This window comes from Metabacillus sp. KUDC1714 (assembly GCF_014217835.1).
GTDB classification, from domain to species: domain Bacteria; phylum Bacillota; class Bacilli; order Bacillales; family Bacillaceae; genus Metabacillus; species Metabacillus rhizosphaerae.
In genome coordinates this window covers 1995001-2017164 of the sequence record NZ_CP055263.1, presented here as the reverse complement: position 1 = coordinate 2017164, position 22164 = coordinate 1995001, and the positions used below count along the sequence as shown (strand labels likewise).

The window sequence follows — 22164 nt, the reverse complement described above, 5'->3', positions numbered from 1 at the left end:
TCCATTTTAATATTTAACCTTTTTCAACAAAACATTTATACGTAAATACCTATTTATCCATAAAAAAATATATCCTAAAACAACGCGCATTTCAAGATAGCATTTAAAAGTACACGATATTTCTAATTTTATCATAGTTTTATTTTTTAGTACGTACCTAGAAAACTTTAACAAAATAATGAGAGAAGCGTAGCATCCGTTTAGCGACAGTAAACCAGAGGACGCTTAATCCAGCTACCGAACCTAGCTCTCTTCGAGTCATTATCTAGTCAAGAAAACAAAGTGGTGAATTAATACAAAACAAAAAAAAGGACTCTGCATAATATATGCAAAGTCCCTTTTCATATTTTATGAAGCACCTGCTTCTTCAAATTCTACTTCTAGCTCACCTAAACGATGATATTCAGCTAATACAGCATCTTGAATCTTTCCGCGTGTATTAGAGTTAATAGGGTGTGCAATATCTCTGAACTCTCCATCAGGAGTACGCTTACTTGGCATCGCAACAAAGAGACCGTTATTTCCATCAATAACACGAATATCATGAACAACAAATTCATGATCTAGTGTGATAGATGCAATCGCTCTCATACGACCTTCGGTATTTACGCGGCGTAATCTAACGTCTGTAACTTCCATTCTGTTCACCACCTTTTCCCCCATATGAAAAACTTTAGTTACTAAATTCAACGTTTTTTTGTTTATTCCTGCATTATTTGAAAATTTTTTTAATTTAGCCTAATAAATTTTAAATAAAAGCTCCCTATTCATCCACACAGACATACAACGACTGATAATAATACACTACTCCTCATAGATAATGGAGTGAAAGTGAAAAGAGGTACTAGGATTTAGATGAAAATACAAGAAAAGACTTCTTTTTTAGCAAACAAAAAACCAACCGTCTATTAAACGATTGGTAATTAAAAGATCTTTATTTAATTAATGCTATTACTTCAATTTCTACAAGAACATCCTTCGGAAGACGTGCAACCTCTACACAAGAACGTGCCGGTTTATGCTCTGCAAAATAATGGCCGTACACATCATTAAATGCAGCAAACGAATTCATATCCTTAAGAAATACTGTAGCTTTAACAACTGATTCAAATGAAGCTCCAGCCTCTTCTAGTACTGCTTTTAAGTTTTTAAAAACTTGATGTGTTTGTTCTGCAATATCTCCTGTAACCAATTCGCCCTCAGCAGTTAAGGGAATCTGGCCTGAACTATAAAAAATATTACCTGCGATAATACCTTGAGAATATGGACCAATAGCGGCTGGTGCCTGATTTGTACTTACTATATTCATACTAATCCTCTCCAATCTCCTTATCCTTCACAAACTGTAAATATGTTCCCGCCATTACCTGGATGTGTTTTTCACGAGTATCTACATCAGTTAATTTCACGAGAGAGACGTATTCATCAACCAATCTCTCTTCTACTCCCTCAGTTTCTACAAGAACACCGATACCTGCCACATTAGCCTTAAACTCTTCCAAGAGGCTAATCATGCCATTAATTGTACCTCCAGCTTTCATGAAGTCATCAATAATTAATACATTTGAACCTTCTTTTAAACTTCTTTTTGCTAATAGCATCGTTTGTATCCGCTTTGATGAACCAGAAACATAATTAATACTTACCGTAGAACCCTCTGTTACCTTACTATCTTTTCTTACCATAACAACAGGCACACCAAGCTGTCCTGCGACTGCATAGGCGAGAGGTATACCCTTAGTTGCTACAGTCATTACTACATCAATTTTACGGTTGCTAAAAACCGTTGCAAATAATCTTCCCAACTTGTTTACAATAGAAGGGTTACCTAGGATATCCGTTAAATACAAATAACCTCCAGGAAGTAACCTTTCTGGTTTAGCCATTAATTCACAAAGCTCGTCAATGAATTGTAATGCTTCATTTGCCTCGACTTGTGGAATAAACTTCACTCCACCAGCAGCACCAGGTACGGTTAGTAAAGTTCCAATTCCATGTTGCTCAAAAGTCTCTTTAATAATCGTCAAGTCTTCGCTTATGGAAGATTTAGCTGATTTATATTTCTCAGAAAAGAATGTTAATGGCACTAACGAATGTGGATGATGAAGCATGTAGTTTGTCATATCCACAAGACGACCACTACGACGAAATTTCATGAAATGGTAACCTCCAAAATCCGAATATTATTATAGTAAATATAACTTAATATCCGTATTTAATCAAGGCAGTTTCGTTCTCCAAGCATCCTTACCGCAAAAACTTGGTCACAAAATCCCCTTAAACCATTATAAACTCTTGGCAAGCGTGATTCATATTGCACGAGACCAAAAACGGTTGGTCCGCTACCACTCATTAATACTGCGTCAGCGCCAAATCGTTTCATTTGGTCTTTTATATTTGCGACCTCAGGATACATATGTAATGTTACACTCTCTAATACATTTCCCATAAGATTGCATATTTGATCATAATCACCGATTTTTAACGCTTCAATCATCCCCTCTACATAAGGATGATGAATAGAGTTGATGTTTAAATTCTTATATACGTCAGCTGTAGAAACACCAATTGTTGGCTTTGCAAGTACGACCCAACAATGTGGTGGTGAAGTAATATGTTGAATAATTTCACCTCTACCAGTAGCTAACGCAGTCCCTCCATATACACAAAAGGATACATCTGATCCGATTTCTGCTCCTAGATTTGCTAATTCATCTAAAGTTAAACCTAAATTCCATAACCGATTTAGCCCTCGTAAAGTTGCAGCCGCATCACTACTTCCTCCTGCTAAGCCTGCAGCTACTGGTATTGTTTTTGTAATTGAAATAGATATCCCTTTTCTAATCTTAAATCGGTCTTTTAATAATTTAGCTGCCTGATATGCTAAGTTCCGTTGATCATCTGGAACAAACCGGTTATGAGAAATAATCCTTATTTCATCATATGGTAAATCAACTAGCTCAACACGGTCGGCTAGATCTATCGTTGTCATAATCATTTTCACTTCATGAAAGCCATCCTTACGTTTGTGAAGGACATCTAATGATAAATTTATCTTCGCTGGTGCTTTTTCTAAAACACGCATCGTATTCACCTACTTTGACGATCTGAAATTTTATCAACATTGTACCACAAAAGCAGGTAAAGTATTTCCTTTTTCGACATTTATAGAAAAGCGTAAGCGCCTTGGTCAGCGACGAAGAAAAAGAGCACTCCTTCCATCAGTGGTTTTCTGATGGATATCGAGACTTATTGCCGCATTAACTTGCAGTTATAATTAACTGCAAGTTAATGCGGCAAAGAAAACATGAAGAGCACGAGCGTTCAATGTTGATTTAGCGTATAGGGAGTGTAAAATTCGAGCTAGACACCAAAACATTTAATTCAATATTTTTCCTATAGAAAGAAAGGGCTGACTACAAGAACAGTCCTCAAAATGAGATCACTGAACTTACAAGTCAACCCTGCCGCTTTTCTATTTATTCCTATTATTCTGTTGAGCAAGCTGTGATTGTGCTAATTCAACGGCGCGCTTAACCATATTACCAGCATCACGCGACCGAATTGCTCCCCAGCCTTCTTCTTTAACTGTATCGTAAAAACCTAAGTCCTTTGCCAATTCATATTTAAAGCTTTCAGACATAATTCCACGACGTCTGCCCATGCTAAAAACACATCCTTTCAAAGGATAAGCTTGAATTTGAAAGAAGAAATTTAACGCGGCATTTTATATCATTTGTATTAAAACATCATATTATGAAGATAATTAATTGTTAAATCCTGCTTCTTAGGCTCCCGCCACCATTAATTACAACGGAAATCTTGAGTAGCCCCTCAACACTTATTAAAAATGGCCTAAACTTATTTAATCTATAGTAGTACTCTTTTTTTCCAAAAGAAAAAACAGTAAACAATTCGCTGTCTACTGTCCACTAACTGCAAATGAACCTGTTGTATCTTCAAAAAATGTTAATTGTACTGTTTCAGTTAAAACATCAGCATAGCTGTAAGATACACGTTCAAAAGAATTTTCATCTTGATCAAGCTCAATAACAAAGACAGATGGATAGGTTTCTGCAAGTACACCACAGCGTTCTATCGTTTTTCTACGACCACCGTTTGCTTTAAGAGTTAATCGTCTGCCAAGATTACCATCCAAGGACTTTTTAATATCCGTTAGAGTTTTTCCCATTGCATCCACCTCACTAGTATAATTATACATCTTAAGCCTATGTAAGTCAAATAAAATTTAAATTATATCAATAACTTTTCCCTACTGTCAATAAATTATTTTCAACAAAATTCTCACTCGACCTACATGTAGTTTGAACAAAGTCGTACACTTTTATGTGTAAAAATGAATGTTTTTTTTATTTCATAATTAATTGTTCATTTTTTGACTGAAAATAGCTTAAATCATAAGGTTTTTTGGGATTAAACGTAAGAAATAAACATTTGGAATAGACACTACTCTAATAATAAATAACCATGATTTTTATCAAAAAAAATAGATTTTTTTTTAGAATTCCTTTGAAGTTCTTATCCTTACAGAAAAAAAGCCACTTACATTACATAAATGCTAAGCGGCAAAATATTATTGGAAATCATGTTTTCTATATGGCATACCTGTTCGAAGAACTCCCTTTGTTTCTACACCACCAAGTCCTTTTTCTCTTGTTAGGGTATTTCTAAGAACATCCCATACATTTATTCTTTCAACAAAAGGTGTAAAACTTATTTTTGCAACAATGTATACCGGGTCTAATGCATGTATATTAACTCGTGAAGGTGAACTGGCAAAATTAGCACCTGCACGAATTAAAGATTCAAAGTGAGACTGACAAGCTCCTGCAAATATGACTAGCTGATCAAGATGTGGAACTTTATTACGGGCATTTCTCACAGTTTGAACAAACTGTTTAGAATGCCGATATGCATTTAAATCATCTATATTTCCTTTATGCTTTGAATAAGCATCATGGCCCGTCACCACTAATATATCTGGACGGTATTTATCTAGTAGCCCAATTATTTTTTCTGGCATCTCTTTTTCACTTACATGTATCCCATTTACTGGGACTCCAATCTTTTCATATAAGGATAAACACTTTTGTAAATAAAGTGGATCTCCATCAACATGAAGAACTCTTCCAGGAATATGGAAAAACTCTTCATTATGACTATAGCTAGATGTTGCGTAATATTCCTGTTTTTCTCGCAATAGTTGATAATCCTGTCTAAATAAATAATACGATTGATCAATGATTTCCTTTTCCTTTTGCTTACGACTATTCTTTTCATTTTCATCCACAACAACTAGATCATCACATTGTGCATCTGCTATTAGCCTAACTTCATCTCCATATAAAATTGCAACCTGCTCACCATTAGCAGATGTTTTTACATTAATCACTCTAAATAACAGGTCAAGCTTATAGGATTTTCTTGCTACTACATCTCCAATTTTCACCTGCATGTTTATCACTCCAATGTTTAAGAAAAGCGCAAGTTCCCTTGCCCAGTCTAAAGAAAAGACGCTCATGATTAGAAGATATTCTTTTACCTTCAATATTGAAGGGCTTAGCGCTGCAGCTAAATACAAAAACTCCGTACAAAATCTAATTCCCTCTAATAAGGTATCCTCCTCTAGCCTATGTTGATTTTATTAATTTGTGATATCACATTGTAAAAAACATGAAGGTAGTGCTACTTCCCTTAATTCCTGATTCAAATAAAAAGAAAAAATCTAGACTTAGTCCCAATAAAGACTTCACCTAGATTTCTATACTCTTTATTTATGCTGTTATCTTAATATTTGCTAAGGTAATAAGTTAAGCTTTTGTGAGCACTTTATCTAATGCATCACTAAGCTTGGCAAACTCTTCAATGGAAAGAGACTCTCCTCTTCGTTTTCCATCGATATTTACTTGTGACAATGTTTCTTCTATCACCGGCTTTAATTCTTTTCCATTCGGTAAGAAATGAACCAAATTATTTAGCAGTGTCTTTCTTCTTTGTGCAAAGCTAGCCCGGACAATTTGGAAAAAGAATGATTCATTTTCCAATTCAACAATTGGCTCATTTCTTACTAATAAGCGTATAATTGCTGAATCAACATTAGGCTGAGGTACAAATACTGTTTTAGGAACAGTCATAACTGTTTTGGCATCAGTATAATACTGTACAGCAATTGATAACGAACCATATTCTTTAGTAGATGGTTTAGCTGAAATTCGATCTGCCACCTCTTTTTGGAGCATTACGACGATCCCTTTAAGTGGTAATTGATCTTCTAATAGCTTCATTATGATTGGAGTTGTTACGTAATAAGGCAAGTTTGCTACAACCATAATTTCCTCACAGTCGCTAAAGTGCTCCTTTACAGCTCTCTTTAAATCTGCCTCTAAAACATCTTGATGAATAATTGATACATTTGGATATGGCGCTAATGTTTCATTTAAGATTGGGAGCAATCTTTGATCGATCTCAAATGCGACAACCTTTTTTGCTCGTCTAGCAAGCTGTTCTGTTAATGCACCTATTCCTGGTCCAATTTCAATAACACCCGTTTTATCGGTCACCTCAGCATGATCAACAATTCTTGATAATATATTGGGTTCTATAAGAAAATTTTGACCTAAACTTTTTTTAAAGGAAAAGCCGTACTTTTCTAAAATTGCCGTAGTTCTAACCGGAGTTGCAATATCTTTCATCATTAATTATTCTCCTCCTGTAAGATCGTGGTTACTGCTTTTATGTATTCTTCTCTACTTATTTGAAACATTTGCAGTCTTTTATGAAGTTGTTTTCCATTTGTATAGCCGATTTTTAATAAAGCACCTAATTTTTCACGTCTAGCCCTTGCTCGATTTCCACCCACAAGACCAGCTTCTAATAAATCATCCAAAAATATTTCACTAATGAATTCATCCATTTCTTCTTTAACTGACTGTAATGCAATACGTATTGATTCAACAGAGGCGTGCTCCACTCCTATCCCCTTACCATTTTTCGGTCTTGCCTCCTCTTTAGGCAAGAAAGCATGTTTACAGCCAGGGACTTTTTCTGAAATTGTTTTTCTTATCTTTTCTCCAGGAAAATCCGGATCGGTAAATAAAATGACACCTCTTGTTTGTTGAGCAAGCTTTACCTGCTCTATAACTGACTCACCGATTGATGATCCATTCGTTTCAATTGTATCTGCATCAACAGCTCGTTTAATAGCAGTTGTATCATCTTTCCCTTCAACAACAATAATTTCTTTTATTTTCATTTTTTCCTCCAAATGATGAAACTTTTTAAAGAGTTGTATCGTCTAATATATAGAGACTATTTAAATAACAATACTGAGTTTCAGTGTCTAGCTCCAGCGCCTGGTCAAGGCGCTTGCGCTTTTAACCATTATAACGCAAAAAAACAGAGGGATAAAAACCCTCTGCCAGTTCTAATCTAAAATTTTAATTTTCACTTTTTTCGAACCCCATCGATAGGCAGCTGATTTTGTTGGTATGAACACGTCGATTTTGTTTCCCTTTATTGCTGAACCAGTGTCAGCAGCAACTGCATATCCATAGCCCTCGACATACACTTTTGTACCTAGTGGGATCACATTTGGATCAACTGCAATCACCTTAGCATTAGGATTTGCCCGTAAATTAACTCCTGTGGCTGTTGTTCCTGAACAACCACTACAACTTGCTGTGTAGGCAGTAGAGTTAACATAAAACTCTTTTGCAACAGAATCATTTCCGCGTGAAACAGTAGCAGTACTTACTGGGCTAGCAACCTTTGTACCTAAAGCGACAACACGATTTTTACTTTCTTCAACAGTTTCTTTTTTAAGTAGTTTTCTAGAAATTTCTTTTCCATTTTCAACAACTACTTCATAGTGCTTCTTTAGTTTACCTTCTTTTCCAGAATCAATAACTTTCTGCTTCCCTTTATCAATGCTGCTATCGCTTTTCGTAACAACATCAAAGGCAATTGGTTCTTCCACTACATCGGTGACTTTTTCTATACGTGTAACCGTTATGGCGCTCTTTTCATTGATTTTTGCTGTAAGAGCCGGTTTTACTTCATCTAATTCGTTTAATTTAACGTTGTGTTCTTTTAAAAAGTCAGCGACAGTAGTCGAAGTAGTCCAAACTTGTTGTTTTTCTTCGCCAACATTTAGTGTAAGCTTGAATGCTTTATCAATGGTTAGTGACAAATCTTTTTCAATCTTTGTATCTAATGCTGGTTCAATCTTATCATGCTCTGTAACATCTAGGTTCTCTTGCTGAATTAATTCTTTCACTGTATCCGCTGTCGTCCAGATTGTCCTTCGCTTCTCGCCTATTGCAACATTTATTGGTTTAGAAGCTTCATAGACTATTTCCATGTTATCTTCTATCTTTTTACCTGCTGCAGGTGAGATGCCATCTTCTTTTCGTATATCTATTTCTATTTCTTTAAGTAATGCACTCACTGTATCAGCATGAGTTCGAATCTTCTCTTCTTTACCATTCACAGTCAATGATACAGTATCCTTCGTTCCCTCATATGTACCATACGCGGTACCTGACCCTAATACTAGTAAACTAGCAGCAGAAAGGACAACCTTATTCTTTATTACTTTTTCGGAAAACAGCTTTTTCATGTTTTGAATGAAAATGAAAAACGCCTCCTTCTTCCTCGTGGATTATATAGAGTATCTGTCATCTTGTCAACCCTCTCGACGTTGTCTCATTTTTCCAACGTATTCATAATTATGCGCAATAATAAGACAAAAGTGAAGAAAGAGTTATCGACAAAGATATACTATGAAGGAGATGAGACATGTAGAACTTTTAGATATTGTAACCATCAGGACAAGCTATTCCAAAACTCGACATGTTTCCTTATCGAGTTATGCCGAATAATTTCCTCGCATTGTCGGAAGTTTTTGTTCCTATTTCCTCCAAAGTGACTCCTCTTAACTCTGCAATTTGTTCAGCAACATACTTCACATAGCTTGGCTCATTGCGCTTTCCTCTAAAAGGATGCGGGGTCAAATATGGACAATCGGTCTCAATTAAAAGTCGATCCATTGGTATTTCTTTGACGACTTCCTTTGGTTTCTTCGCATTTTTAAAGGTTACAGGTCCCCCAAACGATATATAGAAGTTCATATCCATACACTGCTTAGCTACCTCAAGGCTACCTGTAAAACAATGCATAATACCGCCTACTTCACTTGCATTCTCTTCTTGAAGTATCCTTACAACATCTTCTGTAGCATCACGGTTATGAATAATAATTGGAAGTTTAACCTCTTTTGCTAATTGGATTTGTTTACGAAAAACTTCCTTCTGTATATCTTTAGGGGATTTATCCCAATAATAATCCAGTCCCATCTCACCTATTGCAACAACCTTCGGATGTAAAGCTAATTGTTTAATCCAATTTAAATCTTCTTCCGTCATATCAATTGCATCAACTGGATGCCATCCCACAGCTGCATAGATCATGTCATATTGATCAGTTAGTTCCATTGCTTTACTAATCGTTTCCCTATCAAAACCTACCACCACAATATGTGTTACTTTTTCATCTTTTGCTCGTTGAATGACCTCTACTATATCTTTTTCGTATTGAATCGCATTTAAATGAGCGTGGCTATCAAATAGCATTATTTACCTCTTCCTTTCCATTCGACAAATCAAAGGGGTGTTCTACAAAATGTTACACGTGGAACACCCCTTTTTTATGTTGTTATTTTACTCTTGAACCATTAGGTAAACTAGCATCAACCGTTGCAACTGACAGGACATCATCCTGTGAACCTGCTAAAATCATCCCTTGGGAAAGCTCACCGCGAAGTTTTACTGGTTTAAGATTAACTACACAAATGACTTTCTTCCCGATTAATTCTTCAGGTTTATAAAATTTTGCAATTCCAGAAACTACCTGTCTTTTTTCGTAACCCAAGTCTAACTGGATTTTCAATAGACGGTCTGCTTTTTTAACTTGCTCTGCATGGATCACCTCTGCTACACGTAGATCAACCTTCATAAAATCATCGATTGTAATCTCTTCTTCTATTGATGGCACTTCTACCTGCTTCTCTTCTTGTACAGGGGCAGATCCCTTCATTTGTTCTTTAATATATTGGACTTCTTCCTCAACTTCTAAGCGTGGGAAAATTGGCGCTTGTTTATTCACCTGTGTTTTATTAATTTGACCAAAGCTTGTAATACTATCCCATGCTTTTAGGCTTTCATCCTCAATCCCTAACTGATTAAAAATATGATTTGGTGTTACAGTTAGAAATGGTTTTAATAATACAGCCGTAATACGTAATGATTCTGCCAAATGGACCATAACTGATGCTAATTTGTCACGATTAGCTTCTTCTTTTGCTAACACCCATGGCTGTGTCTCATCAATATATTTGTTTGTTCTGCTAATGAATTGCCACAAAGAAGAAAGTGCGATTGAAAATTCCATTTTATCCATAGCATCCTCGTACTTTTTCACAGTATTTTGTGAAACTGCCACAAGTTGCTCATCAAATTCCGTTTGGCTACCATTATACTCAGGTACTTGTCCATCAAAGTATTTATCAATCATTGCTACAGTTCGATTTAATAAATTTCCTAAGTCATTTGCTAGGTCATAATTCACACGGTCAATAAAGCCTTCTGGTGTAAAGACACCATCTGAACCGAAGGGAACCTCTCTAAGTAAATAATAACGCAGTGCATCTAACCCATATTTATCAATTAATGTGACTGGGTCAACAACATTGCCTTTTGATTTTGACATTTTGCCATCCTTCATTAAAAGCCAGCCATGTGCAAATACCTTCTTAGGTAGAGGTAAATCTAAAGCCATTAACATAATTGGCCAATATATAGTGTGGAAACGAACGATTTCCTTTCCTACAATATGAACATCTGCAGGCCAATACTTTTTATATTTCTCATCATGATCAGTCCCGAATCCTAGTGCTGTGATATAGTTAGAAAGTGCATCAATCCAAACATAAATTACATGCTTTGGATCTCCTGGGACTTTTACTCCCCAATCAAATGTTGTCCGTGAAACAGCTAAATCCTCAAGACCTGGCTTAATAAAATTATTAATCATTTCATTTTTTCGTGATTCTGGCTGGATAAATTCAGGATTTTCTTCATAGTAAGCTAAAAGACGATCAACATATTTCCCCATTTTAAAGAAATAGGATTCTTCTTTTACTAATTCAACAGGGTGACCACTATCAGGACTTTTCCCACCAACTATTTTTCCATTCTCTTTTATAGGATCTACAAGTTGAAGCTCTGTATAATAGGTTTCATCTGGTACAGAGTACCAGCCTTCATATTCATCTAAATAAATATCGCCTTGTTCAACAAGCTGTGTAAAAATTCTCTCTACAACTACCTTATGTCGGTCTTGTGTTGTTCTTATAAAATCATCATAAGAAATATCCATCTTACCCCATAAGTTTTCAATACCTGAAACAATATTATCAACATATTGTTGCGGAGTAACATTGCTTTCCTCAGCTTTACGTTGAATTTTTTGACCATGTTCATCAGTACCAGTTAAATACATGACATCATATCCACGCATCCGTTTATACCGAGCCATTGCATCCCCAGCTACTGTAGTATAGGCATGTCCAATATGTAGCTTTCCACTTGGATAATAAATTGGAGTAGTAATATAAAATGTTTTTTGACTATTCTCCATTATGTAACCTCCTCAATATTCGAAAAGCGCAAGCGCATGTTTAGCGACGTATGAACTAAGTGCACTCCTATGAGATAAAAGAAACACGAAGAGTAAGAACGTTCGATGTTGACTATGCGTTAAGGAGTGTGAAGTTCACTTCTGCTTTAGCGCTGGAGCTAGTCACTAAAACTTTGTCTATAACCTTATACTTGGCTTTTCTTTTCAAAAAACGCTCTCGCCCCTAAGGACGAGAGCGTTATGAAAAAACTAATATTCAAATGGATCAAATTAAATAGTGACCTAGCATTACTAAACTATCCACCCTTGATCATTTCATACTCTTTATGATACCATCTTGGCCCCTAATATCAAATATATATACATAAAGATTTTTGATTTCTACAATTCGACATCCATTTCGACATATATATAGTAGATTTGTCGAAAATTCGGTGAATCATGTCGAAAGCTTCATAGAAAAATATAAAGTTATTTAGTACTAATAAAATTACATTTTTAGGTTTATATTCCATATTTTGAGGGTATATATCCGATGAAACCTTATATCTACAAGGATTAAAAACCTCCACCTATTTTTTTACATGGAAAAATAAATAAAATGATTGACGATTATTGGAAACACTGATATGCTTAAAAAGCAAATCAGTTTTTGTCGAATATTGACGAAGTTTAATTTAAAAACATAGAGAATGTCAAAATTGAGAGGAGATTTATCATTATGAAATCTACAGGTATCGTACGTAAAGTTGATGAGTTAGGTCGTGTGGTTATTCCGATCGAACTACGACGCACATTAGGTATTGCTGAAAAGGATGCTTTAGAAATTTATGTGGATGATGAAAAAATCATTCTTAAAAAATATAAGCCAAACATGACTTGTCAAGTTACTGGAGAAGTTTCTGACGACAATCTTGCATTAGCTAATGGTAAGTTAGTACTTAGCCGTGAAGGTGCAGAACAAATTTTAGCAGAAATTCAAAATCAACTAGTTCAAAAGTAATTAGTAAAAAAAGAGGGATCTGATACTCATATTTTGAGTAATCAGATCCCTCTTTTTCATTAATGTATTTAATCAATATGATATGCTTGATAAACTTCTCTTTTTTGGATTCCTCTTTCAATTGATACTCGTTTAATTGCCTCTTTAGAAGGCACATCTTGCTGAATGTAATGTTCCACATGATCCATTATGGTTAATTCACTCCACCACGTATTCTCAGCAGTTGAAATCTCATCTTCATCCGTTCCTTCAACTATTATACAAAATTCCCCACGGATCTCATTTTCTTCAGACCACTTAATTATCTCATCAATATTTCCTCGTATAAATTCTTCAAATTTCTTTGTTAATTCTCTTGATAAACAAATCGAGCGATTTCCTAGATACTCTTTCATCAGCTGTAACGTTTCTTTTAATCGATGTGGAGATTCATAAAGGATTATTGTTTCAACCCTTCCTCGTAAAGATTCAAGCTGATTTTTCTTTTCTTTTTTTTGACGATCTAAAAAGCCAAAAAAGTAAAAGGGCTGTGGACTAATTCCTGAGGCAATTAATGCTGTTAATGCCGCGTTTGCACCAGGTAGAGGGATAACACTCCCCCCTAAAGCAAGTACTTGTTTAACTAATTCACTACCCGGATCAGATATTGTTGGCATTCCTGCATCACTAATAAGAGCAATATTCTTCTTTTGCTGTAACAATTCTAGCACTCTGTTACCGCTTGTCTCCTTATTATGCTCATGGTAACTAAAAATTGATGTTTCTATTTCAAAATAATTACATAATTTTCTCGATTGGCGAGTGTCTTCAGCTGCAATTAAATCGACTTCTTTGAGAATTTTTATTGCACGGAATGTCATATCCTCTAAATTTCCTATTGGAGTGGGAACTAAATATAAATCTCCTATTTCCTTCTCTCCATTATGAAAGCTTTTTTGCCTTTTTAGCATGTCCCCTTCACCCTTCTATATCAGATGTTTCACTGCTTATGTATTGTTCTTTAGCCTTTCTTGGTAGCTTTTTAAAGGATATTTCCATTTTTAAAGCTTCACTCTTTGTTTTAAATTCTTCTGAATACAATAACTTAACCGGAGTTCTTCCTCTTGTATATTTAGCACCTTTACCATTATTGTGTTTTTTTAATCTTTCGTTTATATCAACGGTATATCCTGCATAGTAACTTCCATCACTACATTCAAGTACATAAAAATAATGATTTGTTTGTTCCATATAAACTCCTTATAGCTTTTCCACGCTAGCATTTAGCATCTAAATGTGATTATGTCGCACGTTAATTAGCTAGTACCGTCCTCTTTATCTCCATATAATATCTTCCGGATCTCATTTGTATATTCATTTTCTCCATTATAAACAAATATAGGGGCCATCATTTTTAAATCTGAATTCCCACCCTTGATCCCTTCGATTAACAATGTATTTGCATCTTTCCCTATTCTAGGGTAAACAAATTGAATCCGTTTTGGTTCAACTCCATATTTTCTCATTAATTCTACAATATCAACAAGCCTACCTGGTCGATGTACAAGTGCAATCTTTCCACCTTGCTTCACAAGCTGACTACTAACTCTAATAACATCTTCTAACGTACAAAGAATCTCATGCCTAGCAATTGCAAGATGCTCATTTAAATTTTGTTTATCCTTCTGAGGAGTAGCAAAATAAGGAGGATTACACGTGACAACATCAAACTTTCCAAACCCTAGCTCCTTCGGCATTTCTTTAAGATCACCATGAATCATTTCTAACTGATGTTCTAGTTTATTATAAGCAATACTTCTTACTGCCATATCATACAGTCTTTCCTGAATCTCCACTCCAATTACTTTACCCTTTGTTCTTGTACTTAGTATTAATGGAATAATCCCATTCCCTGTACACAAATCAATAATATTCCCTTTTTGAATGGGCATATAGGTAAACCTAGAGAGTAAAACTGCATCTAAAGAAAAAGAAAAGACTGTTGAACTCTGAATAATCCTCAGATCCTCTGCCAATAAATAATCTAATCTCTCATCACCTATTAATTTCACCATAATTGTATGACTCCTTTTAAAAGAAAAAAAGACTGACACATATCAAAGGGTTTTGTCCCTCCATGGTTCTTCTAGAGGGCAAACCATCATGAGTCAGCCGCATTACTTCTTATTTAGGAATGATAAGCAAAATAAACAATCTCCATCTTTACGAATACTGCCATAATGTAAATTACAAATATGGAAGCCTTCTTGGTACAATCTCGCTAAGTTATCATACCCTTCACCTATATCAATTTGATTTTGTTTCGTTTGCTGCTTTTCCTTTGACTTTTTTTCCTTTGTTTTAACACTAGTTGAGTTAATTAATGTTGAATCTAATCTTCGGCGTAAGTTCTCATTTTCAATTATTAAATGGTGATTTTCTTCAATGAGTTCACCTAGATATTGCTTCAACTCACCCAATTGAGTGTATAAAGATCCTATTTGTTGTTCCATGCTGTTTATAGATTCAAATATCTCTTTTTTATCCACTTGTTCCACCTCATCAATCTGTGGATTGCATTGGAACTACGCCTTCTTTCTGCAATTCATCCCAAGTGTATTCTACCACGCGTTCCTGTTCTACTAGATTTACCTGTATAATTTTCTCTAATATATTTAGGCCAATAACCTTACCTAGTCCATTCGGAGTACCAATCATTTCGCCTAAATCTGGTAATAGTTCTTTGGCAGCCTCATACTCATCGTTTTCATACTTTAAACAGCACATTAAACGACCACATAAGCCAGAAATTTTTGTTGGATTTAAAGACAAGTTTTGGTCTTTAGCCATTTTAATCGAAACAGGCTCAAAATCACCTAAAAATGTAGAACAACATAACATGCGGCCACAAGGTCCTATTCCACCTAACATTTTTGCTTCATCTCGAACGCCAATTTGTCTAAGCTCGATTCGTGTTTTAAAAATAGCCGCCAAATCTTTGACAAGCTCACGAAAGTCAACGCGACCATCTGCTGTGAAATAAAAAATCACTTTATTACGATCGAATGTATACTCGACATCGACTAACTTCATATCTAAACCATGTTCAGAAACCTTCTTTTGACACACATGATAAGCTTCTTCTGCCGCATCTTGATTTTCCTGAACCATCAGTCTGTCTTTATTATCTGCAAGTCGGATGACTTTTTTTAAGGGGAGTACTACGTCATTCTCCTCAACTCTTTTATTATTTAATACGACTTTACCGTATTCAATACCTCGAATTGTTTCTACAATTACAAAGTCGTCATCCTCTATATGAAGACCATTAGGGTCGAAATAATATATTTTGCCCGCCTTTTTGAAACGAACACCTACAACATCATACAAACTTATCCCTCCTGCAATGTTAAAACCAATTTTTCCATCAATAATTGTGGATTTACATTGGCATGAAGCCTTTTTTTAGCCTCTAAAATAGAAGTAATCTTCTCAGTCACACTTCTTTGTGTCATTTGAAGGGCATGCTGCTTTAATTGCTGAATCAAGTCTTGATAAATGACTTGTTCCTCGTTTCCTAATTGGACCGATAAAACATCTTTATATATATATAATAACAAGTCTAACCCTGTTTCTTGCTTATCTTTATCATTAAAGTGGCTCATCCAATCTGTATGAACATAGATTGGTGCCTGTCCTTTTCGATTAACGACTATTTCATATAATTTTATCACTTTCAATCTTCCTTGCGCAAACCAATCATCTTGTGCAATCTCAATTGCTGCTTCCGTATCATTCGTTAGCTGTGAAACGAGAGCTGCTAAATGCTTAGTAATACTTGATTCAATAAGTGCTTCTTCGATAGATTTTGGTTGTAAAGGTTGAAAGGATAATAGCTGGCAACGAGATAGGATCGTATTTAAGATTTTATGATACTGCTCAGTCATTAGAATTGCAATTGTATTTGCATTTGGTTCCTCTAAAAACTTCAGTAAACTGTTTGCAGCATTTACCGTCATTTTATCAGCGTGAATGATCATATAGAGCTTTTTATTAGATTCAACACCTGATTTTGAAAATTCCTCTTGTAACGCTTGAATCTGTCCTTTCTTTATAGACAGACCATCAGGCTCAACAATATGAACATCTGGATGGTTACCAGATTGTATCCTCTTACAATTTTTACAACTCTCACACGGCTTATAGTCTTGGAGATTTTCACAAAAGAAACTTTTTGCTAAAAGGATTCCTATGTCCTTTTTTCCTGTTCCCCTTTTCCCCTCAAATAAATAGGCATGCGCTAACCGTTGCTTTTGAATACTGTTCGCTAGTAGCTTAATAACACGCGGTTGATATGACGCTAAATCTTGCCAATTTTTCGCCATTAATATTCATCACTCCCTACGTATATAGGTTGATAAGCAATCCCTTAACTTCACCTATTTTTGCAAGGATATCGATTGTTGAGCGTTCCTTGTTCACTATTTCGTCGGCTAATTCAACAAGTGATTTATCTACCTGTTCAATAATTCTTAAGGACCGACTATTTCCATTGTAATCCCAACTTCTTGACTGTTTCATTGTCATGCCATATTCAACAGCCTCATGTATAAATTTTTTAACCAGTAATTTATATTTTGAGAGATCACTAAAATTTCTTGATTTAGAAACTCGACGACCTGCATCTTCAATATTAACTAACAATTTATTTAACTGTTCCATCTGAAGCTTGTTCCCTTGCTTGGAAATTAAATCTTGAAACCCTTTAGAAGTTGTTTGTGCAGCTTTTTGCTCTAAACCTCGTTTATCCATTGTTGAACGTATATCTTGACTAATTTTCATAAAAACCCCCATGGCGTAATTTCGCCACCATCTGTTATGAAAAAGATTATGAAACCATCTATATCAGCACATTAAAATTGATGAAACTGCTCCACAGGAAGAACAAAAACTGTTGCACCGCCAACCTCTACTTCTACAGGATATGGGATAAAGGAATCAGCATTTCCCCCCATAGGTGAAACTGGTGCAACTAGTTGATCTCGCGATTTACAATTATCCTTAATGATTTGTAAGGCTTTATCAACTCTAATATCTTCTGTTCCTATCATAAATGTCGTATTACCAGACTTTAGGAATCCACCTGAACTAGACAATTTTGTTACACGGAAATTATGCTCCATCAACGCATTCAATAGTTTATTACTATCTTGATCTTGTACAACGACAATAACTAACTTCATAATGAAAGGCCTCCTTATATTGTAACATGTTCATCTATGTGATTCATTGCTTGTTTAATAGTAATTTAATGCCAACTAGAGATTAAAATTCAAAATGCACTTTCAAAGCATCTCTAACGTCAGATACTACTTCTTCAATTGGTTTCTCAGCATCGATTACAATAATTCTCTTTTTAAACCTGGTAATAACCTTCTCATACCCCTCCTGAACCTTTTTGTGGAATGAAAGGTCTTCTAAATCAAGTCGATTCTTCTCTCTTTCCTCACTTTTTGCAATTCTTTTAAGTCCCTTTTCAGGATCAATCTTAAAATAAAAGGTTAGGTCAGGCATGAATCCGTTAATGGCAAATTCATTTATTGAAAGAACTTCATCAATACCTAACCCTCTTGCATACCCTTGATATGCTAAGGAACTATCGATAAATCTATCACAAAATACAGTTTTCCCTTTGTTTATTGAAGGTATAACCTTCTCAACAAGATGCTGTCTTCTAGCCGCAGCATATAAAAGTGCTTCTGTTCTTGAATCCATCTCTGTATGTTCTTTATTTAATATTACTTCACGAATCTTTTCTGATATGCTAATACCTCCAGGTTCTCTAGTAAAAATAGCCTCAATACCAGATTGCTGTAATTCTACCATTAACAATTCTAAAACCGTCGTTTTGCCAGCTCCTTCTGGCCCTTCAAACGTTATAAATTTCCCTTTCAACATACTCACCTTCTTTTCATAAATATAGCTATTTTTCCTTGTTGAATATTATGATCACCTTGAATACTTACTCCAGATTTCATTAATTCCTTCATTTGCTCAATTAATGTAGTAGTTATTTTCTCACCAATCATAATAAATGGTATTCCAGGTGGATATGGAATAATCGATTCTGCTGAATAATAGCCGATTGCCTCATCAAATGCCACCAGCTTCCTTTCACATTCATTCAAATATGAATATGGCTTTTCTAATGATTGGATACTATTACTATTAGATTGACTAATTTTAGTATGGACTAGTTGTCTGTTAGTTGTAGAGTGAGAGGGATTAGGAAACTTTCCTTTTATTTTTTCTAGTTCCTTTATGCTTAATATCGTGTTAGCGAGTGGTAAGATAAACAGCAAGTTAGTAGGATCAGCTAGTTCCGCAAAAATATTTTGTGATTCAAAGTAGTCTTGAAGTTCAAATCCTGTTAAACCTTTTGTTGAGCGTATTGTAACCTTTAATGGATCAGTCTTCACTAATTTATCAGCAGATCGGACGATGACAATTTCATCAATAGAATGTATTTGTTGCTTTACAGACTCTATTACCTGTAAAATTTCGGCCTGTTTTTTATCTTCCTTAATACTTTTAAGATATGCTCTAGCTAAATCTAATGATGCCATTATCGGATATGATGGACTACTGCTTTGCAGAACAGATAAGTAAAAATCAAGCTTTTCCTTTTCAATTAATTTACTATTAAAATGAAGGAATGAACCCATTGTCATTGCTGGTAATGTTTTATGGGCAGAATGAACAACAATATCTGCACCTGCCTCTATTGCTGAAGTAGGAAATTCATTTCCTACTATAAAATGAGCACCATGTGCCTCATCTACTAGCACAGGGATCCTATGTTTGTGAGCAAGCTGAATAATTGCAGTTAAGTCTACTGTTAATCCGTAATAATTTGGATTTGTTAAAATTAATGCTTTTGCCTTTGGATAACGTCTTATTGCCTCTTTTATAGTCTCTATCTCAACATATGTAGGTACTTGATACTCATTATCTACTTTAGGTGATAAAAAGATCGGACTAGCACCAGCTAATTGAATTCCATTGATGATTGATTTATGAGAATTTCTTTGGACTAAAACCTCATCATTTTTACTACTGGAAGCTAGAATCATTGCTAAGTTTCCGACCGTTGATCCGTTCACTAAGAAGTATGTATTCTGCACACCGTATAATGTTGCCGTTAGCTGTTGCGCCTTTGCTATTGCTTCTTTAGGATGGTGCAAATCATCCAATCCGGTTAGCTCTGTAACATCGAAAGGTAAAATTCCTCTATAGACCTGTTCTGCCTGATTCATAAAGACAGTCCCATTTTTATGTCCAGGAACATGTAAGGACAGAGGGTTCCTCTTTGTATGTTTCATTAATGCTGTAAAGAGGGGTGTTTCCATACATATATCAGCGTCCTTTATTTTATATAAAATAATTATAACAATACTTCACTTGATGAGTATATACTTAGTCTCAATATAAATATTTATGTATGACTAAAAATAAAAAAGACTGATTTGAAGTCAGCCCTTTTTAATAGGTTTTAGTTTTTTTATTATGAGTATAGTGGCGGGTTTTTTACCCTTCTTAATTTCTCTAAGTAATATTGGTATTTAGGATCAGATGTTTGTGTACTAGTCATTTCTTTTTCACAATCTACACAAATAAAACTCGTATAGAGATGAATTCCTGTCATTTTTTCTAAATCACATATTATACAAGTTTCCCCTTTAAACCTTTGTAAACTATTAGAATTCATTTTCTCCACCTCCATACTTTATAGTTTGCCCAAACCCTTACATTGTATACACAATTTTGAATTTAATTAATTTGTTTTCATTACTTTATGTACGGATAACTTACTTTGTGTTTGTCTTGAATAAAAACTTTACGTTTTTAGTTGATTTTATATATTTCCACCCTATCCTTTGGATAGTAGTTCAATTTTACACCAATAAAAAAGACCAGTATCTCTACTGATCTTTTTCTCTTTTACCTGGCAACGTCCTACTCTCACAGGGGGAAACCCCCAACTACCATCGGCGCTGAAGAGCTTAACTTCCGTGTTCGGCATGGGAACGGGTGTGGCCTCTTCGCCATCATTACCAGATAATTTATGAAATTGAAGGGATGTTCCTTCAAAACTAGATAACGATTCACAATTCAATTCACTTCATTTAACGCTTTTATTAGGTTAAGTCCTCGATCGATTAGTATCTGTCAGCTCCACACGTCACCGCGCTTCCACCTCAGACCTATCAACCTGATCATCTTTCAGGGATCTTACTAGCTTACGCTATGGGAAATCTCATCTTGAGGGGGGCTTCATGCTTAGATGCTTTCAGCACTTATCCCTTCCGCACATAGCTACCCAGCTATGCCTTTGGCAAGACAACTGGTACACCAGCGGTGCGTCCATCCCGGTCCTCTCGTACTAAGGACAGCTCCTCTCAAATTTCCTACGCCCACGACGGATAGGGACCGAACTGTCTCACGACGTTCTGAACCCAGCTCGCGTACCGCTTTAATGGGCGAACAGCCCAACCCTTGGGACCGACTACAGCCCCAGGATGCGATGAGCCGACATCGAGGTGCCAAACCTCCCCGTCGATGTGGACTCTTGGGGGAGATAAGCCTGTTATCCCCGGGGTAGCTTTTATCCGTTGAGCGATGGCCCTTCCATGCGGAACCACCGGATCACTAAGCCCGACTTTCGTCCCTGCTCGACTTGTAGGTCTCGCAGTCAAGCTCCCTTGTGCCTTTACACTCTACGAATGATTTCCAACCATTCTGAGGGAACCTTTGGGCGCCTCCGTTACATTTTAGGAGGCGACCGCCCCAGTCAAACTGCCCACCTGACACTGTCTCCCAGCCCGATAAGGGCTGTGGGTTAGAATTTCAATACAGCCAGGGTAGTATCCCACCGACGCCTCCACCGAAGCTAGCGCTCCGGCTTCTCAGGCTCCTACCTATCCTGTACAAGCTGTACCAAAATTCAATATCAGGCTACAGTAAAGCTCCACGGGGTCTTTCCGTCCTGTCGCGGGTAACCTGCATCTTCACAGGTACTATAATTTCACCGAGTCTCTCGTTGAGACAGTGCCCAGATCGTTACGCCTTTCGTGCGGGTCGGAACTTACCCGACAAGGAATTTCGCTACCTTAGGACCGTTATAGTTACGGCCGCCGTTTACTGGGGCTTCGGTTCAAAGCTTCGCTTACGCTAACCTCTCCCCTTAACCTTCCAGCACCGGGCAGGCGTCAGCCCCTATACTTCGCCTTGCGGCTTCGCAGAGACCTGTGTTTTTGCTAAACAGTCGCCTGGGCCTATTCACTGCGGCTTTTCCGGGCTATTCACCCTAAAAAGCACCCCTTCTCCCGAAGTTACGGGGTCATTTTGCCGAGTTCCTTAACGAGAGTTCTCTCGCTCACCTTAGGATTCTCTCCTCGCCTACCTGT

General features: G+C 36.1%; 24 protein-coding genes and 2 rRNA genes (1 of these 26 only partly in view). 1 reads left to right on the top strand and 25 read right to left on the bottom strand.

The window, feature by feature from the left end:
• Positions 1–348: 348 nt before the first annotated feature.
• The 12 genes from spoVG to metG form a co-directional block, all read right to left on the bottom strand.
• Positions 349–639 (bottom strand): septation regulator SpoVG, encoded by a 291-nt coding sequence (gene spoVG, locus HUW50_RS09490; RefSeq protein WP_046517517.1) that lies wholly within the window; start codon positions 637–639, stop codon positions 349–351.
• 295 nt (positions 640–934) lie between these two features.
• Positions 935–1309 carry a RidA family protein gene (locus HUW50_RS09485; protein ID WP_066333523.1) on the bottom strand — a complete coding sequence of 125 codons (375 nt, stop codon included), beginning with the start codon at positions 1307–1309 and terminating at the stop codon, positions 935–937.
• Between the two features lies 1 nt (position 1310).
• Positions 1311–2156: a pur operon repressor gene (purR, locus tag HUW50_RS09480; RefSeq protein ID WP_066333527.1), complete on the bottom strand. Its 846-nt coding sequence runs from the start codon at positions 2154–2156 to the stop codon at positions 1311–1313.
• A gap of 59 nt (positions 2157–2215) precedes the next feature.
• Positions 2216–3085: a 4-(cytidine 5'-diphospho)-2-C-methyl-D-erythritol kinase gene (ispE, locus tag HUW50_RS09475; RefSeq protein ID WP_185653863.1), complete on the bottom strand. Its 870-nt coding sequence runs from the start codon at positions 3083–3085 to the stop codon at positions 2216–2218.
• A gap of 390 nt (positions 3086–3475) precedes the next feature.
• Positions 3476–3664, bottom strand: coding sequence for a small, acid-soluble spore protein, alpha/beta type (locus HUW50_RS09470; RefSeq protein ID WP_066333532.1), 189 nt, complete (start codon positions 3662–3664; stop codon positions 3476–3478).
• A gap of 258 nt (positions 3665–3922) precedes the next feature.
• Positions 3923–4192 (bottom strand): biofilm formation stimulator Veg, encoded by a 270-nt coding sequence (gene veg, locus HUW50_RS09465; protein WP_026562427.1) that lies wholly within the window; start codon positions 4190–4192, stop codon positions 3923–3925.
• Between the two features lie 402 nt (positions 4193–4594).
• On the bottom strand, positions 4595–5476 hold the full coding sequence (gene yabG, locus HUW50_RS09460; protein WP_066333534.1) for a sporulation peptidase YabG: 882 nt from the start codon (positions 5474–5476) through the stop codon (positions 4595–4597).
• Positions 5477–5831: 355 nt separating this feature from the next.
• Positions 5832–6716 (bottom strand): 16S rRNA (adenine(1518)-N(6)/adenine(1519)-N(6))-dimethyltransferase RsmA, encoded by an 885-nt coding sequence (gene rsmA / locus HUW50_RS09455; protein WP_185653862.1) that lies wholly within the window; start codon positions 6714–6716, stop codon positions 5832–5834.
• Complete coding sequence (gene rnmV, locus HUW50_RS09450) at positions 6716–7273, bottom strand: ribonuclease M5 (protein WP_066333543.1); 558 nt, start codon at positions 7271–7273, stop codon at positions 6716–6718. The genes rsmA and rnmV overlap by 1 nt, the downstream gene beginning before the upstream one ends.
• A gap of 171 nt (positions 7274–7444) precedes the next feature.
• Entirely contained in the window at positions 7445–8638 is a 1194-nt protein-coding gene (locus HUW50_RS09445) for a G5 and 3D domain-containing protein (protein WP_185653861.1), read from the bottom strand.
• Between the two features lie 241 nt (positions 8639–8879).
• Positions 8880–9650 carry a TatD family hydrolase gene (locus HUW50_RS09440; protein ID WP_066333550.1) on the bottom strand — a complete coding sequence of 257 codons (771 nt, stop codon included), beginning with the start codon at positions 9648–9650 and terminating at the stop codon, positions 8880–8882.
• Positions 9651–9732: 82 nt separating this feature from the next.
• Complete coding sequence (metG, locus tag HUW50_RS09435) at positions 9733–11715, bottom strand: methionine--tRNA ligase (RefSeq protein ID WP_066333553.1); 1983 nt, start codon at positions 11713–11715, stop codon at positions 9733–9735.
• 715 nt (positions 11716–12430) lie between these two features.
• Here metG and HUW50_RS09430 point away from each other — a divergent pair.
• Positions 12431–12718: a transition state genes transcriptional regulator AbrB gene (locus HUW50_RS09430; RefSeq protein ID WP_185654051.1), complete on the top strand. Its 288-nt coding sequence runs from the start codon at positions 12431–12433 to the stop codon at positions 12716–12718.
• A 68-nt stretch (positions 12719–12786) separates the two neighbouring features.
• Here the strand turns inward: HUW50_RS09430 and rsmI are convergent, their stop codons facing one another.
• From rsmI to HUW50_RS09365, 13 genes are all read right to left on the bottom strand, one after another.
• Complete coding sequence (rsmI, locus tag HUW50_RS09425; protein WP_066333558.1) at positions 12787–13668, bottom strand: 16S rRNA (cytidine(1402)-2'-O)-methyltransferase; 882 nt, start codon at positions 13666–13668, stop codon at positions 12787–12789.
• A gap of 7 nt (positions 13669–13675) precedes the next feature.
• On the bottom strand, positions 13676–13948 hold the full coding sequence (locus HUW50_RS09420; protein ID WP_066333562.1) for a GIY-YIG nuclease family protein: 273 nt from the start codon (positions 13946–13948) through the stop codon (positions 13676–13678).
• A 65-nt stretch (positions 13949–14013) separates the two neighbouring features.
• Positions 14014–14772, bottom strand: coding sequence for a tRNA1(Val) (adenine(37)-N6)-methyltransferase (locus HUW50_RS09415; RefSeq protein ID WP_066333564.1), 759 nt, complete (start codon positions 14770–14772; stop codon positions 14014–14016).
• A gap of 102 nt (positions 14773–14874) precedes the next feature.
• Positions 14875–15246, bottom strand: coding sequence for a DNA replication initiation control protein YabA (gene yabA, locus HUW50_RS09410; protein WP_066333566.1), 372 nt, complete (start codon positions 15244–15246; stop codon positions 14875–14877).
• A 13-nt stretch (positions 15247–15259) separates the two neighbouring features.
• Positions 15260–16087 carry a competence/sporulation regulator complex protein RicT gene (locus HUW50_RS09405; protein WP_066333569.1) on the bottom strand — a complete coding sequence of 276 codons (828 nt, stop codon included), beginning with the start codon at positions 16085–16087 and terminating at the stop codon, positions 15260–15262.
• 2 nt (positions 16088–16089) lie between these two features.
• Complete coding sequence (gene holB / locus HUW50_RS09400; protein WP_066333574.1) at positions 16090–17082, bottom strand: DNA polymerase III subunit delta'; 993 nt, start codon at positions 17080–17082, stop codon at positions 16090–16092.
• 16 nt (positions 17083–17098) lie between these two features.
• Positions 17099–17539, bottom strand: coding sequence for a YaaR family protein (locus tag HUW50_RS09395; RefSeq protein ID WP_066333579.1), 441 nt, complete (start codon positions 17537–17539; stop codon positions 17099–17101).
• Between the two features lie 71 nt (positions 17540–17610).
• Positions 17611–17940: a cyclic-di-AMP receptor gene (locus HUW50_RS09390; protein WP_066333581.1), complete on the bottom strand. Its 330-nt coding sequence runs from the start codon at positions 17938–17940 to the stop codon at positions 17611–17613.
• 82 nt (positions 17941–18022) lie between these two features.
• Positions 18023–18652 (bottom strand): dTMP kinase, encoded by a 630-nt coding sequence (gene tmk / locus HUW50_RS09385; RefSeq protein ID WP_198165153.1) that lies wholly within the window; start codon positions 18650–18652, stop codon positions 18023–18025.
• A 5-nt stretch (positions 18653–18657) separates the two neighbouring features.
• Complete coding sequence (locus tag HUW50_RS09380) at positions 18658–20106, bottom strand: aminotransferase class I/II-fold pyridoxal phosphate-dependent enzyme (protein ID WP_066333591.1); 1449 nt, start codon at positions 20104–20106, stop codon at positions 18658–18660.
• Positions 20107–20261: 155 nt separating this feature from the next.
• Positions 20262–20465 carry a sigma factor G inhibitor Gin gene (locus tag HUW50_RS09375; RefSeq protein WP_066333595.1) on the bottom strand — a complete coding sequence of 68 codons (204 nt, stop codon included), beginning with the start codon at positions 20463–20465 and terminating at the stop codon, positions 20262–20264.
• Between the two features lie 235 nt (positions 20466–20700).
• A 5S ribosomal RNA gene (gene rrf, locus HUW50_RS09370) occupies positions 20701–20816 on the bottom strand.
• Between the two features lie 80 nt (positions 20817–20896).
• Positions 20897–22164 (bottom strand): 23S ribosomal RNA (locus tag HUW50_RS09365) (it continues 1663 nt past the right edge of the window).

Excerpts from the sequence above, each read along its gene's own strand:
- spoVG (WP_046517517.1), bottom strand. The coding sequence starts at position 639 with ATGGAAGTTACAGACGTTAGATTACGCCGCGTAAATACCGAAGGTCGT.
- HUW50_RS09485 (WP_066333523.1), bottom strand. The coding sequence starts at position 1,309 with ATGAATATAGTAAGTACAAATCAGGCACCAGCCGCTATTGGTCCATAT.
- purR (WP_066333527.1), bottom strand. The coding sequence starts at position 2,156 with ATGAAATTTCGTCGTAGTGGTCGTCTTGTGGATATGACAAACTACATG.
- ispE (WP_185653863.1), bottom strand. The coding sequence starts at position 3,085 with ATGCGTGTTTTAGAAAAAGCACCAGCGAAGATAAATTTATCATTAGAT.
- HUW50_RS09470 (WP_066333532.1), bottom strand. The coding sequence starts at position 3,664 with ATGGGCAGACGTCGTGGAATTATGTCTGAAAGCTTTAAATATGAATTG.
- veg (WP_026562427.1), bottom strand. The coding sequence starts at position 4,192 with ATGGGAAAAACTCTAACGGATATTAAAAAGTCCTTGGATGGTAATCTT.
- yabG (WP_066333534.1), bottom strand. The coding sequence starts at position 5,476 with ATGCAGGTGAAAATTGGAGATGTAGTAGCAAGAAAATCCTATAAGCTT.
- rsmA (WP_185653862.1), bottom strand. The coding sequence starts at position 6,716 with ATGATGAAAGATATTGCAACTCCGGTTAGAACTACGGCAATTTTAGAA.
- rnmV (WP_066333543.1), bottom strand. The coding sequence starts at position 7,273 with ATGAAAATAAAAGAAATTATTGTTGTTGAAGGGAAAGATGATACAACT.
- HUW50_RS09445 (WP_185653861.1), bottom strand. The coding sequence starts at position 8,638 with ATGAAAAAGCTGTTTTCCGAAAAAGTAATAAAGAATAAGGTTGTCCTT.
- HUW50_RS09440 (WP_066333550.1), bottom strand. The coding sequence starts at position 9,650 with ATGCTATTTGATAGCCACGCTCATTTAAATGCGATTCAATACGAAAAA.
- metG (WP_066333553.1), bottom strand. The coding sequence starts at position 11,715 with ATGGAGAATAGTCAAAAAACATTTTATATTACTACTCCAATTTATTAT.
- rsmI (WP_066333558.1), bottom strand. The coding sequence starts at position 13,668 with ATGCTAAAAAGGCAAAAAAGCTTTCATAATGGAGAGAAGGAAATAGGA.
- HUW50_RS09420 (WP_066333562.1), bottom strand. The coding sequence starts at position 13,948 with ATGGAACAAACAAATCATTATTTTTATGTACTTGAATGTAGTGATGGA.
- HUW50_RS09415 (WP_066333564.1), bottom strand. The coding sequence starts at position 14,772 with ATGGTGAAATTAATAGGTGATGAGAGATTAGATTATTTATTGGCAGAG.
- holB (WP_066333574.1), bottom strand. The coding sequence starts at position 17,082 with ATGGCGAAAAATTGGCAAGATTTAGCGTCATATCAACCGCGTGTTATT.
- HUW50_RS09395 (WP_066333579.1), bottom strand. The coding sequence starts at position 17,539 with ATGAAAATTAGTCAAGATATACGTTCAACAATGGATAAACGAGGTTTA.
- HUW50_RS09390 (WP_066333581.1), bottom strand. The coding sequence starts at position 17,940 with ATGAAGTTAGTTATTGTCGTTGTACAAGATCAAGATAGTAATAAACTA.
- HUW50_RS09380 (WP_066333591.1), bottom strand. The coding sequence starts at position 20,106 with ATGGAAACACCCCTCTTTACAGCATTAATGAAACATACAAAGAGGAAC.
- HUW50_RS09375 (WP_066333595.1), bottom strand. The coding sequence starts at position 20,465 with ATGAATTCTAATAGTTTACAAAGGTTTAAAGGGGAAACTTGTATAATA.